The sequence below is a fragment of the Alcaligenes nematophilus genome (assembly GCF_026344155.1).
GTDB classification, from domain to species: domain Bacteria; phylum Pseudomonadota; class Gammaproteobacteria; order Burkholderiales; family Burkholderiaceae_B; genus Alcaligenes; species Alcaligenes phenolicus.
Window position 1 is genome coordinate 242,923 of the sequence record NZ_JAPKMZ010000001.1, and the last position, 13,563, is coordinate 256,485.

The window sequence follows — 13,563 nt, forward strand, 5'->3', positions numbered from 1 at the left end:
TTATCTATGTTTTCCCTTAAAACCCTGCTGATCGACCAAGCCCCTGTGGCCTGTTTATCGATAGACGGAAAGGACTACTCCATTACCGCCTTGTGCCAGCGTGTGAACTCCCCGGCCTTGCCTGACAGCGTGCTTGATCTGCTGGCACAGTGGGAGACGAATCTGCCCAAACTAAAGAGCTTGGCTGAGCAAGCGACAGCTCATACGGATCTGATTCTGAGCGAAGCAAACGCCACCCTGCCGCCCGTGCTGTATCCCGGCAAGATTCTATGTGCCGGTGCCAACTACTACGACCATCTGCAAGAAATGGGTGTGCCCGCAGAGAAAAAAGACCAGCGCCTGTTCTTCTTTTTCAAGCCCGCACGCCAGGCTGCCATTGGCGACGGCCAGTGCGCCGCCATCCCCAAGAACTGCCAAAAATACGATTGGGAAATTGAACTGGCCATGGTGATCGGCAAAACCGCCAAGGACCTGACACTGGAAAATGCGATGGAGCACGTGGCGGGCTACACCATTGCCATTGACCTCTCGGCCCGGGACTTTGCCCGCGCCCCCGAGCAGTTCTACAAATTTGACTGGGTAGCCGCCAAAGCCAATGACGCCAGTTGCCCCATCGGCCCTGCCCTGATACCCGCCTGCTTTGTCAGCGACCCGCAAGATCTGGATCTGAAGCTGGAACTGAACGGCCAGATCAAACAGGAAGCCAACACCTCCGGCATGATTTTTGACCTGCGCGAGCAACTGGTGCGCCTGACAGAAATCATGACGCTGGAACCTGGCGACATCGTCCTGACAGGAACCCCAGCGGGTGTCGGTGCAGCACGAGGCGAGTTCCTGGCCCCCGGCGACCGACTGCACGCTCACATCAGCGGTCTGGGCACCCTGAACACCACGATTGCCTAATCCTTTCTTTTAATCATCAGGAGATCAACATGAGCATTGAACGCTTTCACCAAAACAAGAACATGAGCAAGTACGTCATTCACGACAAAATTGTGTATATGTCGGGGCAAGTCGCCATGGACCCATCCGGCTCGTTTGAAGAACAGCTGCACCAGATTCTGAGTCAGATTGACGAGCAATTTCAGGAAATCGGCATAGACCGCAGTCACATTCTGCGTGCCATGATCTGGATCGACGACTACAAGAAATGGCCCTTATTGAACGAGATCTGGAATGCCTGGATTCCCGCTGACAAAAAACCAGCCCGCTCCTGCGTTGAATCCAAGCTCGCCTTTCCACAATACCAAGTCGAAGTTGAAATAACCGCCGCACTCTGATTTCAAGGCAGAGCGCGACATCGGGAGACATTATGAAAAAAATCAAAATAAATGTGGGCGCAGCAATCATTACTTCCTTTCTTTGCGCTGGGGGCGTGGGGACGGCTCAGGCTGACTCGGCGGCAAGCGCCAGAATTCTGGTTGGCTTTCCAGCCGGGGGAAATGTGGATCTGGTCGCAAGACTGATTGCCCCTGATCTATCCAAAGCATTGGGACGACCGGTGATCGTGGACAACCGACCGGGAGCCTCCGGGCGACTGGCAATCAATTTGGCCACCACCTCGGCACCTGATGGCTCAACCTTTATTTTGACTCCCGGAGTAGCGCTCACCCTCTATCCGCATACCTTCACCGAGCTACGCTACGAGCCCTTCAAGGATCTGGCTCCTGTCAGCAATGCGGTGAACTGGAACCTGGGGCTGGCTGTGCCCAGCAGTTCGGGCATCAAGAACTTTGCGGACTATGTGCAAAGCATCAAAGCCGACCCGAATCAAACCTTTTTTGCCAGTTCCTCTACCGGCAGCGGTCAGCATCTGGCCGGACTGTACTTGGGACAGACTCTGGGCGTAGCACTGGAACATGTAGGCTACAAAGGAGCCAGCGAAGCCATCGTGGCTCTGGTTGGCGCACAAGTCCCGGCAGCGGTACTGAATATTGGAGAGCTGATCCAGCAATCCGAAGCAGGCAAGATCAAGGTACTGGCGCTATTTGACAGCAAGCGGGACCCCTTGTTGCCGGACACCCCTTCCATTGCCGAGCTGGGTTATCCGCAATTGGAGATCAATGGCTGGCTGGCCTTCTATGCGCCTGCAGGCACCCAGCCTGAGCTTGTACAAGCAGCACAAGCGTCCATTGCCACGACCTTGAACAATGCCGCGGTAAAAGAAAAGTTGCGTTTGGCGGGCATGCAAAGTGCCAGCAGCACCCCCGAGGAGCTGGACGCCAAAGGCAAGAAAGAGTTCGAGCATTGGCAGACAGTCATCCAAAGCCTGCCAAACTTCAGCAAGTTTTAAACAGGAATCAAACCGCCCTTGAAAAGGCCCAGGCAGGCAGCGGCAAGCTCAGCAATCCACTTCCGACCTGCCTTCAGCCTGCAACCTGCTTCAAGGGCAAAATAAGGCCTAGCTAAACGCCAACGTAAGCCACGCACAGGCCGTAGGCCAGCACGCCAGTCAGTGTTGAACCCGCAATGCCACCTGGCCAGCGACGGCCCAGCAGTACCCCTGCCAGACCTGCCAGCAAAGGCGGCAAGTCCAGGGACATATGTTCAGGGCGCAGCAAGGAGATCAGGGACACAACCAGCAAGGACACCACACCTGCCGGGCCAATGGCTCCAAACAGGCGTGGCCAGATCGAAACGCGGCTGGGGTCCGCCTTGCCTTGTCGTCCACCCAGACGCAAGGGCAAGTAACGAATCAAAAATGTGCCCAGGCCCGCCAGCACAATCATGAGCAGAAAACTCCAATCCATCTCCACTCCTTAAGCGCGGCGCAGGGCCATCAAACCACCGGCCAGCATGCCGACAATAATCGCCAGATATGATGGCAAGAAAGCCATGGCCAGAACAGCCCCTACAGCGGCAGCCACCAACACCGGCAAAGGTGCAGATCGGCGGATTTCCAGCAACAGGGCAAAGAACAAGGCGGGCAAGACAAAACCCAGCGTCTTTTCCAGCACGGGAGATTGACCCAGCAAATCGCTGGCGAAGAAGGCCCCCACGGCGGTGCCCAGCACCCAGGACAGGTAAGAGCCCAGTTGCAAGCCGCAGTACCAGGACTCCTGCTCCTGGGCCGGTTGGCGGGCTACTCCGGCTGCAGAAGCGGCAAAGACCTCATCGGTCAGGCCAGGAGCCATGAACAGACTGGAGACAGTTCTTGGGCCGGTAAAAAAGCCCATCAAGGTTGGGCCATAGAACACATGGCGCAGGTTCATGAGCAGCACAATACCCAAAATGCTGGGATAGGCGGCACCTGCCACCAGCAGACTGATCAAAATGAACTGACTGGCCCCCGCGTACACGATCAGGGACACCATCACTGCCAGCCAGGGTGACAAGCCCGCGTGCACAGCGGTCAAACCAAAAGAAATCGCGACGGGGACATAGCCCAGGGCGATAGAGGCGCTGTCTCGCAAGCCCCGTCGATATGCCGAACCGATGATCATGAAAAACCTTGCAGGCCTTGCCTAGGCCTGGAATGCACCAATAAAGATGGCGGGGTCCACCCGTGCGTTATTCAGACTGACATTCCAGTGCAAATGAGGGCCAGTCGCACGGCCCGTTGCGCCGGAACGCGCCACCACATCGCCCCTGCTGACACGATCACCCACGCGCACATCAAAAGCCGACAAGTGACAGAACATGGTGATCAGGCCCTGACCATGATCCACAAATACGGTTTTACCGTTAAAGAAGTAATCCGCCACGATGGTGACAATCCCGTCAGCAGGCACTTTGACCGCCGTGCCGGTAGGTGCGGCGAAATCCAGACCCGAATGCGGGTTACGCTCTTCACCATTGAAAAAACGGCGTAGACCAAACGGACTGGTCAGGCGACCCGGTACCGGCTTTTCAAAGACCACATTGCTGGGGCCTTCTGTGCGGAAGCTGGCATATGCCTGCATCTGCTCCTCGTATTCGCGCTCAAAACGGGCTTGCTGTTGCGGGTCCGGATTCACATGCGACTTGTTTTTCAGGGTGATGCGCTGCTCGCGGTAACGCTTGCTGCCAACCTGAAACGCCACGCCCGACTGTCCTTGCATGGATATGCTGTGCTGGCCTGGTTGGGTTTTCAAGTCCAGTCCGACTATCGCTTTCCAACGCTGATCAGCATCCTGAATCACCAGCACACGGTTGCCATTGAAGTGCACCACCGGCGCTGAGCCACCCGCTCCCAGGTCCAGCACTGCCACCCCGCCTGGCACAGGGCGATGCAAGGTGCGCTCGATAAAGGTGCCCTGCCCAGGCGCAGCATAGGCCAAGTACGGTGCCGTCAGGCCCCAAACAGTTGCGGCGCCTAAAAGGCGCCGCCGTACCAGGGAAATATCAGTGTGATTCATCAGAATGCTCTTTGAAAAACACCCCTGGAGCCAGCAGGCTCCAGGGTTACAGGCTCTGATTCAAGCCGTTTTATTCATTTTCACCTGTGGAGGTCAACTCTTTTTCTGCTTCTGGCAGAATCTGAACCTTCTCTTCCACACGCATGGCTTGCAGAACGGCTTGAGTCTCCGTGCGGGCCATGGCTTGGGTCAACTGTGCTGTCAGCATGTCCAGCCCAGGGTTGCCGGACTTGCCGGGCTCATGGCTCAGAATCTGCACCACGGTGTAGCCCTGGGGCTGGCGATCACCCACATAGGCAGGCAGCTTGTCCACGGGGTTGGCCAGAACCTTGTTCAGCAAGGCTTCGTCCATCTCGGGGAATTCCGCACGGCTCACGGCAAACTGGGCCGAGAAGTTCTCAGGTTCGGTACCCGCTTGCAACTGCTTCAGGTAGTCCTCACCGGCCTGAACCGCCAAGGCAGCCGCTTTTTCACGGCGCAGGTTTTCCTCAGCAATAGTGCGTACTTTATCCAGTGCAGGCACATGAGCCTCGGTAACGTCGGTTACGCGCAAGGCAATCAAGGTGTCAGGCGACACTTCTACAACGCCTGCATTCTTGCGCGAAGCCAGAGTTTCGGCATTGAACAAGGCTTGGCGAACACGGCTGTCATCCAGCACGGCTGCATCGGGACTCTTGGCGGCAGCCAGCTCACCTTCAACTTGCGAAGCAGGAATCAAACCTTGGCGGCTGATGCCTTCAGCCTGCTTCAGAGTCAGGCCCAAGGCATTGGCGGCGGCTTCCAGATTGTCTTCGTTGTCGTAAACCAGATTAGTCAGCTTGCTGGCCATATCGGCAAAGCGCTCGGAAGCCAGTTGCTTGCGCACTTCGTCCTGCACCTTGCTGCGAGCTTGCTCGAAGGACTCGCCTTGTTCGGGCTGAACTTCGTTACTCTTGAAAATGTGGAAACCGTTGGGGCCTTCAATCACGCCCGACACATCACCTTTTTTCAAGGCAAATACAGCGTTTTCCAGCACGGACGGCCAGGAGCCTTTGCTGATCCAGCCCAGTTCGCCACCTTCACGGGCGCTACCCTCGTCCTGGGAGTTGGCACGGGCCAGGTCGGCAAAGCCTTCTTTATTGGCCTGGGCTTTTTCAGCCAGTTCGCGAGCCTTGGTCTGGGCCGCTTCACGTTCGGTATCGGAGGCACCGGCAGGCAATGTCACCAGAATGTGACTGATGTTCACACGGCCAGCTTGCACGTAACGAGCCTTGTTTTGCTCATAGTATTGCTTGAGCTGATCGTCGGTAGGCGTCGCCAGATCTTTGGAGGCCGCTGCTTCATTCAGCAGCAGGTATTCCACTTTGACTTGCTGGGGCAGTTCCAGCGATTGCTTGTTGGCGTCATACCAGGCTTGCAGATCAGCATCGCTGATCTGAACCTTGGATTCGAAATCACGGGTCAGGAAGCTGCGTGTGCGTACACCACGCTCTTCGGTCAGGGCGATTTCCAGCTTGTTCATCACGCTGGGCAGCATGGAGGAGCTGGCAGCCACGGGACCGAGCACGCGTTGCAGGGCCATCTGGCCGCGCTGGCTTTGCTCGAAATCACGGGTATTGATGCCTGCCGAAGCCAGAACCTGGCTGTAAAGGGCGGGCGAGAAAGAACCGTTTTCCTGAAATTCCGGCATAGTGGCGATGTAGTCGCGCAGGGCAATGTCGGAGACGTTGAAGCGAGCGGCAGTAGCCACTTCAATTTGTACACGCTGATCAATCAAGGATTCCAGCAATGCACGACGGCTTTCCAGGCTGTCAGCCTGGGCCAGATCAAAACCGGAAGGATTATTGCGCTGCATATCGTCCAGCTGCATGCGGCGCGCACGATCAAATTCCTGGGACGTAATGGCGCTATCGCCAACTTTGACAATATCGCTATCGCCCGAAACGTAGCTGGAGTAGCCGCTGACGCCGATCAGTACAAAAGACGGCAGAATCAGCACTAACAGGACCAGCTGCATAACGCGTTGGTTCTTACGGATAATCTCGAACATTAATCATCACCTACTTTCGCTTGCAGCAGGGCGCTGCGGGTGGCGCATCAGGCCGGTGAGCCGGCTCGGCCTGAAAATATACCGTATATGAAAACCGTACAGTGTACAGCCCCGGTTAAAATAGTACATTGGCTTTTTATCACGCCTCTTGCGAGTCCGCCATGTCTTCAATGAATCATCACTGGCCCTACCCCGCTTTGATCGCCCACCGTGGCGCCGGCAAGATTGCCCCGGAGAACACCCTGGCCGCCATTCGGATCGGTGCCCAGAACGGTTTTCGCATGATGGAGTACGACGTCAAACTAAGCCGTGATGCGGTTCCCGTGCTGCTACACGATGACGAGCTGGACCGTACTTCCAATGGTCAGGGTATTGCCTCCAGGCTGACCTTGGCCGAGCTGTCCGCCCTGGACTTCGGTGCCTGGCATTCCTCGGCCTACGCCGGGGAGCCCATGCCCACATTAAGTTCGATAGCCGCCTTCACCCTGGCCAATCAGGTTCACAGCAATATTGAAATCAAGCCGACTACCGGGGACGAAGCCGAAACGGGCCGACTGGTCGCCCTGGCCGCCCAAGCCTTGTGGGCGCAGGCCAGCTTGCCGCCGCTGCTGTCGTCCTTTTCTGAAGAGGCTCTGGAAGCAGCTCAACAAGCCGCCCCCACCCTGCCCCGTGCCCTGCTGATTGAAGAGGAGGTGCCGGCCGACTGGCCCGAACGCCTGGAGCGTCTGGGCTGCATGGGTCTGAATTTGAATGACCGCTTTGTCACTCAGGCTTTGGTTCAGGCAATTCGACAAAAAGGCTACACCGTGGCTGTCTGGACCGTGAACGATGCCGAGCGGGTACGCGAACTGCTCGATTGGGGGTGCAATGGCATTTTCACTGATAAAGTCACCACCATTCGCCCCGACACTCTTTAATTAAACCGCAACACCAGGATTTCTCTTGTTCAGTTACCGTCACGCCTTTCATGCTGGCAATCATGCAGACGTGCTCAAGCACGCCACCTTGCTGCATATCTTTAATTACTACGCTCAAAAAGACAGCGCCTTCAGCATCATCGATACCCACTGTGGTGCCGGTATCTATGATCTGGAGCACGACTGGGCGCAAACCAAGGGCGAGTTCTACGACGGCCTGGACCGGGTCTTGCAGCAGGACGACTACCCGGAGCTGGTGGAACACTATATTGATGCCATTGCCGACCTGAACCCGGACGGAACCGCGCGCTACTATCCCGGTTCGCCCTGGCTGGCGCTGGAGCGCTTGCGCATACAGGACAGCTTTCACGGCTTTGAACTGCACCCATCTGAATTCGAAGTCTTGAGCGACAACGTGGCGCAACTATTCCCCCAGGGAAACCGTCGGGTGCGCCTGTATCAGGAAAATGGGTTTGAACAGTTGGGACGCCTGCTACCGCCGCCCTCGCGACGTGCCATCGTGGTAATGGACCCCTCGTACGAGGCCAAATCCGACTACCAGCAGGTCTTGAACAGTGTCAAAAACGCGCTCAAGCGTTTTGCTCAAGCCTGTATTGTCGTGTGGTATCCCATTGTGCAGCGGCCCGAAGTACAGGCCTTGCAACGCAAGCTGGAGCAACTGGATACGCCCTGGCTGCATGTCAGCCTGTCGGTTCGTGCTCCGGCCAAAAATGGTTTGGGTTTGCATGGCAGTGGCCTGTTCATCAGCAATCCTCCCTGGACGCTGCTCAAAGCTCTGGAACAAAGCATGCCGTGGTTAACAAAAACGCTGGCCCAGGATGACAAGGCCAGCTTTCAACTTCGTCACTCGGGGCTGTAAGCCGCCCCTTTGCCTTTAGGCCAGGCTCTCGGATTCTTTCATGTAGCGCCACTGGCCCATAGGCAGGTCGCCCAGCACCAGATCGCCAATACGCACGCGCTTCAGACCCACAACCTTCAGACCGACCAGTTCACACATGCGGCGAATCTGGCGTTTCTTGCCTTCGCGCAAAATGAAACGCAGCTGGTCATCGTTCTGCCAGGACACCTGGGCGGGCAGCAAGGGCTTGCCATCCAGGCTCAAACCAAAGTTCAGCAGTTCCAGGCCACGCTCGCTCAGCTTGCCGGTTACACGCACCAGATATTCCTTGTCGATGACCGAGTCTTCACCAATAATCTGCCGCGCAATACGACCATCCTGAGTCAGAATCAGCAATCCGGTGGAGTCGATATCCAGACGACCAGCCGGCGCCAGACCACGCAAATGCGCCGGATCAAAGCGCTGGCTGCCGCGACCACCCTTGTACTGCGTGGAAGCGCCGATCAGGGAAACCGCATTGCGATAACCAGCTTCGGCTTGCCCCGACACATAGCCCACGGGCTTGTGCAGCAAGATAGTGGCACGTTGGGTCTGACGCTGACGCGCTTGTTTTTCCAGTGTGATTTTCTGATTGGGGTAGGCTTTGCTCCCCAGTTCAGAGACGATTTGACCGTCCACACGAACCCAGCCGCGCTCGATGAAAGCATCCGCCTCACGGCGTGAACACATGCCGCGCTGGGCCATTAATTTTGAGATACGTTCTTTTTCCATGAGCGCTATTTTATGGCTTTGGCGATAATACAGGACATGAAATTTCCCTCCAGCACAAAAAAACCCTGGCATGAGCACGTTCACCCCTCTGCCACCCCCGCTCAAAAGTACTGGCTACACCGTCCCGGCGCCCTGACTGGCGGTCTGCGCCGCTTGGGCAAGGTCGATCTGGAAGTGGTCAGCGAATACGCTTGCCGCTTGAACCCGCAAGAAGCCGCTTTGATTCAAAAGCCGCCAGGCACGCTGGCCTGGATACGCGAGGTATCCATGGCAGTGGACGGAATCCGCTGCGTGATTGCCCGCAGTTTCACCCCCCTGCCCGCCTCACACAGCGTCTGGCAAGGCATACGGCGGCTGCGCAGCCGTCCGCTGGCCGACATGCTTTATAACGATGCCCAGATACAACGTTCCGCCTTTTTAAGCTGCCGTTTGAATCGCGGCATGAGTTTTTTCCGCACCATTGAGCGCGCCCTGAATCCCTGTGGCGAGCCGGTTCCGCAGGCTCAGCAGATTCTGTCGCGCTGCTCCGTCTTCTGGCGGCACGGTCAACCCCTCCTGGTGGCCGAATCCTTTATGCCAGCCTTCTGGGCACGCGGTGCTACACTGGTTTAGCTCAAATTCAGCATTAACTAATAAAACAAAGTTATATACAGAACCTGACCATGTCCACGCAAGCCGATCCAAGCCGACGCAACGCCTTTATTCTTTCCGGGATGCAAGCATTAGGCGGGGCAAACCCGGCCTTGGTGGTCGCACTCAGCAGTCTGGTGGGCCAAAAAATGGCCAGCAGCCCGGATCTGGCAACCTTGCCGGTAGGCATTTTCAACCTGGGTCTGGCTGTGGGCATTCTGCCAGCCGCCTATCTGATGCGCCGCTTGGGTCGCCAGGGTGGCTACATCATCGGTGCCTTGCTGGGCATAGGGGCGGGCCTGCTGGCCGCCGCCGGGATCTACAGCCTGTCCTTTGTCATGTTCTGTGTGGGCACTCTGCTGGCCGGGCTGTATGCCTCTTACGTGCAAAGCTATCGTTTTGCCGCGGCCGATGACGCCAGTGATACCTTCCGTCCCAAGGCCATTTCCTGGGTCATGGCCGGGGGACTGCTAGGCGCGATTATCGCCACCCAGACCATTATCCATACCCAGGACATTTGGCCGGAGCACCCTTTTGCCGCCGCCTTCCTGGCACAAGCAGCCTTGGCAGCCCTGGTCCTGCCCTTCGCCTTTGGCCTGCGCCTGGCACCGGGCACACGGAATCAGCAAGAGAAAATCCCCTACACCGGACGCCCGTTACGCGAGATTGCCTCCAATAGCTACTTCATCATTGCGCTCCTGGCTGGAGTCGCTTCCTATGTGCTGATGAACTTTCTGATGACGGCTTCGCCCTTGGCTATGGTCATGCACGGCCATAGCCTGAAAGAGTCCACCTTGGGGATTCAGTGGCATATTCTGGCCATGTTCGGCCCCAGCTTCTTTACCGGCAATCTGATCAAGCGCTTTGGCAAGATCCCCGTCACCTTTGCGGGCGTGCTCTTGCTGGGACTGGCCAGCATTGTGGCGCTGCTGGGCATGACGGTGCCGCATTTCTGGGTCAGCCTGATTTTGCTGGGTCTGGGCTGGAACTTCGGGTTTATTGGTGCCACCAATATGGTGGTGGACTGCTACCGCCCGGAAGAGCGGGGCCGTGTGCAGGCTTTGAATGACTTCATCATCTTTACCTGTGTGGCCTTGTCCTCCTTCACCTCGGGCCGCGTGCTGGCCGTGTATGGCTGGTATGGGGTCAATACCTGGACGCTGCCGATCTCGGCCGTAGTCATGCTGGCTTTGGCCTGGTTGTACTTCAAGAATAAGCGTCAGCCCTACTTCGCCAGTTAAGCAAAGCGACAGCCGCAAAGCAACGGCTCATGAAAAACGGCCCCCAAGCCTTGGATTTCATCCAGGCTTGGGGGCCGTTCCTCTTGCGTTCAAATCATCGGTAAATAAGCAGGCTTGGGGCCGCGTGGAAACTGAGCGTCCAATGCCTGAATATGCTCGGGCTGCAGCACCAGATCCCCGGCAGCGGCATTTTGCTGGGCATGAACCGCGCGCGAGGCCTTGGGAATCACAAACACATTGGGGTCACGCAGCAAAAAAGCCAAAGCCACTTGCCGCGCAGTAGCCTGATAATGGCTGGCAATCTCGGCCAACAAGGCCCCGCCTTGAGAGTCCGGCTCGGGAAAATCATCGTGACCGAAGGGACTGTAAGCCACCACGCTGACTTGATGCTCCTGACACCAGGGCATGACCGCGTGTTCAATCGCGCGCTCGTTCAGGTGATACAAGACCTGATTGCAGGCAATTTCACCCGGCCCCACGATGTCGTACAGCTCTTCCAGATCCGGCACATCAAAATTGCTGACGCCCCATTGCTTGATCTTGCCTTGCTGAACTAGCCTGTCAAAGGCTGCGCAGGTTTCTTCCAAAGGAACCTGACCGGGCCAGTGCAATAAATACAGATCCAGGTAGTCCGTACCCAGACGCTTCAGGCTGGCCTCGCAAGCGCGGATTACACCCTGACGGCTGGCATTGAAGGGCAAGACCTTGGACACCAGAAACGCCTCGTGGCGACGACCTTGCAAAGCCTGCCCGATCAAGGTTTCTGCTTTCCCGTCGCCATACATCTCGGCGGTGTCGATATGGTTCATGCCCGCGTCCAGCCCGGCCTGAAAAGCAGCCACGCTCTGCGACCAATCAGCCTGCTCGACATACCAACTGCCTTGGCCCACCCGCGAAACACGCGGTGCCGACCCTAGTTTTTCATATCGCATCAGCTTGTCCTTCCATAACTACTGTCCAAACCAGCCCAACTGCGACCCCCTTACAAGGCGTCGCGACCGCTCTCCGAAGTACGGATACGGATAGCCTGCTCGACCGGCGTCACAAAAATCTTGCCGTCGCCAATCTTGCCCGTGTGGGCGGCTTTGATAATGGCTTCGATGATCGCGTCACAGCGATCAGCCGCCACCACGATGTCAACACGAATCTTGGGCAGAAAATCCACCACATACTCGGCACCGCGATACAGCTCGGTGTGGCCCTTTTGACGACCAAAGCCTTTCACTTCAGTCACGGTCAAGCCGTTAACATCCAGCTCTGCCAGGGCTTCGCGAACTTCATCCAGCTTGAAGGGTTTGATGATGGCCGTAATTTGTTTCATGGTTACTCGCACGTCAAATTTAAAGAGGATCTTTGGCAGCGCCCGGCAAGGACGGACGATGACTTTCTGCTGCCAAACTCAAGCCCAGGCTCAAGTCGCGACCGGTAGGCGACTGGAACAGACGCAAGCCAAGCTCAGGCAGCACAGCCAGAATGTGGTCAAAAATATCGCCCTGGATGCGCTCGTGGTCCACCCAGGCGGTTTTATTGGTAAAGCAATACACCTCGATAGGAATACCGTCCGCCGTGGGCTCCATCATGCGCACCATCTGAATCATGTCCTGATGAATTTCAGGGTGACGCTTGATATAAGCCATGCAGTAAGCGCGGAAGGTGCCCAGGTTGGTCAGGCGACGGTAATTGACCGCATCCAGACCGGCACGGCTCAGCTCCTGGTTGGAGCGCTCCAGATCTTCTTTTTTCTCGTTCAGGTAATCGCGCAACAAGGCAAAGCGCGACAGGCTATCGACTTCAGTTGGAGTCAAAAAACGAACGCTGGAGGCATCAATACTCAGGGTGCGCTTGATACGGCGGCCGCCCGATTCAAACATCTGACGCCAGTTGCGATAGCTCTCGGAGAACAGCTTGTAAGTGGGAATGGTGGTGACCGTCTTGTCCCAGTTCTGGACCTTGACCGTGTGCAGCGCCATATCAATAACAAAACCATCCGCCCCGGCCTGCTTCATTTCGATCCAGTCGCCGATGCGCAACATGTCATTGGTGCTCATCTGCGTGCTGGCCACCAGCGACAGCAAAGTGTCTTTAAAGACCAGCAAGAGCACCGCCGACAGTGCACCCAAACCGGAGAGCAACAGAACGGGCGATTGATCCAGAATGATGGAGATCATGACAATAATGCCAATCGCCCACACCGCTATCTTGGCCACTTCCACATAGCCCTTGATGGACTTGGTGCGCCCTTTGCTGGAATTGGCGTAGACCTCTTGCCAGGCCCCCAGGAGGCTGACAATCGCCATGATGAGAAAGACCAGAAAGCCCAGCAAGGCCACCCGCTCTATGATTTCCAGCAAGGTCTTGGCCAGGGGCAGCAAGGTCAGATTGGAACTGACCACCAGCAAGGGCACGGCATAGCCCACATTGCGCACAAAGCGCTTCTTGACCAGGGCACGCGCCCAATCGTCCTTGCCCGCCACTTTCAGCAAGCGCCGCACCAGGCGCGACAGTACGGAACTGGTCAACCAACTGACAATCCAGACCAGCACCGTCAGCATGGCCAAACCGGCCAAAATCTGTACCCAGCGATCCTGCGGTAAATACGCTTCGATCCATTGCCATCCCAACAAATCGGCAAAGGTGCGTTCTTGCTCCATGTATTCTTCCTTGTCCAGCCAGCCCCAAAAAGGGCCCGCATGGTTTCCTAGAGTCTGAAAACTATCTAATATACTGCACAGCGTCTGTTTCCTGCGGGACTGGATGACCTGCGTCAGCCCGTCCGATC

General features: G+C 56.8%; 15 protein-coding genes. 7 read left to right on the forward strand and 8 right to left on the reverse strand.

Translation table 11 applies throughout. From position 1 onward, the window contains the following. The first annotated feature begins 6 nt into the window (after positions 1 to 6). The 3 genes from OSH04_RS01120 to OSH04_RS01130 are packed head-to-tail and all read left to right on the forward strand — an operon-like array spanning position 7 to position 2,293. Entirely contained in the window at positions 7 to 903 is an 897-nt protein-coding gene (locus tag OSH04_RS01120; protein ID WP_266107787.1) for a fumarylacetoacetate hydrolase family protein, read from the forward strand. 29 nt (positions 904 to 932) lie between these two features. Further along, a complete protein-coding gene (locus OSH04_RS01125) occupies positions 933 to 1,280 on the forward strand; it encodes a RidA family protein (protein WP_035271782.1) in 348 nt (115 codons plus the stop codon). Positions 1,281 to 1,312: 32 nt separating this feature from the next. Continuing rightward, positions 1,313 to 2,293 (forward strand): tripartite tricarboxylate transporter substrate-binding protein, encoded by a 981-nt coding sequence (locus tag OSH04_RS01130; RefSeq protein WP_060185140.1) that lies wholly within the window; start codon positions 1,313 to 1,315, stop codon positions 2,291 to 2,293. Positions 2,294 to 2,405: 112 nt separating this feature from the next. Here OSH04_RS01130 and OSH04_RS01135 read toward each other — a convergent pair whose 3' ends face one another. The 4 genes from OSH04_RS01135 to OSH04_RS01150 all read right to left on the reverse strand — a co-directional run bounded on the left by OSH04_RS01135 (position 2,406) and on the right by OSH04_RS01150 (position 6,366). Then, on the reverse strand, positions 2,406 to 2,750 hold the full coding sequence (locus OSH04_RS01135) for an AzlD domain-containing protein (protein WP_060185141.1): 345 nt from the start codon (positions 2,748 to 2,750) through the stop codon (positions 2,406 to 2,408). A 9-nt stretch (positions 2,751 to 2,759) separates the two neighbouring features. Next, complete coding sequence (locus tag OSH04_RS01140) at positions 2,760 to 3,443, reverse strand: AzlC family ABC transporter permease (protein WP_009457111.1); 684 nt, start codon at positions 3,441 to 3,443, stop codon at positions 2,760 to 2,762. A gap of 21 nt (positions 3,444 to 3,464) precedes the next feature. Next, the gene (locus OSH04_RS01145) at positions 3,465 to 4,337 is read right to left on the reverse strand and encodes a M23 family metallopeptidase (protein WP_170978532.1); all 873 of its coding nucleotides are present in this window, start codon (positions 4,335 to 4,337) and stop codon (positions 3,465 to 3,467) included. Between the two features lie 70 nt (positions 4,338 to 4,407). After that, the gene (locus tag OSH04_RS01150) at positions 4,408 to 6,366 is read right to left on the reverse strand and encodes a SurA N-terminal domain-containing protein (RefSeq protein WP_266107788.1); all 1,959 of its coding nucleotides are present in this window, start codon (positions 6,364 to 6,366) and stop codon (positions 4,408 to 4,410) included. Positions 6,367 to 6,536: 170 nt separating this feature from the next. Here OSH04_RS01150 and ugpQ point away from each other — a divergent pair, with 170 nt between their 5' ends. Together ugpQ and OSH04_RS01160 are read left to right on the forward strand one after the other, a co-directional pair. Further along, positions 6,537 to 7,283, forward strand: coding sequence for a glycerophosphodiester phosphodiesterase (gene ugpQ / locus OSH04_RS01155; RefSeq protein WP_266108047.1), 747 nt, complete (start codon positions 6,537 to 6,539; stop codon positions 7,281 to 7,283). A gap of 25 nt (positions 7,284 to 7,308) precedes the next feature. Next, positions 7,309 to 8,163, forward strand: coding sequence for a 23S rRNA (adenine(2030)-N(6))-methyltransferase RlmJ (locus tag OSH04_RS01160; RefSeq protein WP_266107789.1), 855 nt, complete (start codon positions 7,309 to 7,311; stop codon positions 8,161 to 8,163). Between the two features lie 15 nt (positions 8,164 to 8,178). On the opposite strand, the gene OSH04_RS01165 is transcribed toward OSH04_RS01160, so the two are convergent. After that, positions 8,179 to 8,913 (reverse strand): pseudouridine synthase, encoded by a 735-nt coding sequence (locus OSH04_RS01165; protein ID WP_009457119.1) that lies wholly within the window; start codon positions 8,911 to 8,913, stop codon positions 8,179 to 8,181. A 36-nt stretch (positions 8,914 to 8,949) separates the two neighbouring features. Between OSH04_RS01165 and OSH04_RS01170 the strand changes: the two genes are divergently transcribed. Both OSH04_RS01170 and OSH04_RS01175 read left to right on the forward strand, forming a co-directional pair. Then, a complete protein-coding gene (locus tag OSH04_RS01170; protein WP_060185146.1) occupies positions 8,950 to 9,525 on the forward strand; it encodes a chorismate--pyruvate lyase family protein in 576 nt (191 codons plus the stop codon). Positions 9,526 to 9,575: 50 nt separating this feature from the next. After that, positions 9,576 to 10,784 carry an MFS transporter gene (locus OSH04_RS01175; RefSeq protein ID WP_266107790.1) on the forward strand — a complete coding sequence of 403 codons (1,209 nt, stop codon included), beginning with the start codon at positions 9,576 to 9,578 and terminating at the stop codon, positions 10,782 to 10,784. Positions 10,785 to 10,873: 89 nt separating this feature from the next. Here the strand turns inward: OSH04_RS01175 and OSH04_RS01180 are convergent, their stop codons facing one another. Genes OSH04_RS01180 through OSH04_RS01190 form a run of 3 tightly spaced genes read right to left on the reverse strand, consistent with a single transcriptional unit; the run spans position 10,874 to position 13,435 of the window. Further along, positions 10,874 to 11,716: an aldo/keto reductase gene (locus OSH04_RS01180; RefSeq protein WP_266107791.1), complete on the reverse strand. Its 843-nt coding sequence runs from the start codon at positions 11,714 to 11,716 to the stop codon at positions 10,874 to 10,876. Between the two features lie 50 nt (positions 11,717 to 11,766). Further along, positions 11,767 to 12,105, reverse strand: a complete 339-nt coding sequence (locus OSH04_RS01185) for a P-II family nitrogen regulator (RefSeq protein ID WP_003799650.1) — start codon at positions 12,103 to 12,105, stop codon at positions 11,767 to 11,769. Positions 12,106 to 12,124: 19 nt separating this feature from the next. Continuing rightward, on the reverse strand, positions 12,125 to 13,435 hold the full coding sequence (locus OSH04_RS01190) for a mechanosensitive ion channel family protein (RefSeq protein ID WP_009462068.1): 1,311 nt from the start codon (positions 13,433 to 13,435) through the stop codon (positions 12,125 to 12,127). Positions 13,436 to 13,563 lie beyond the last annotated feature (128 nt).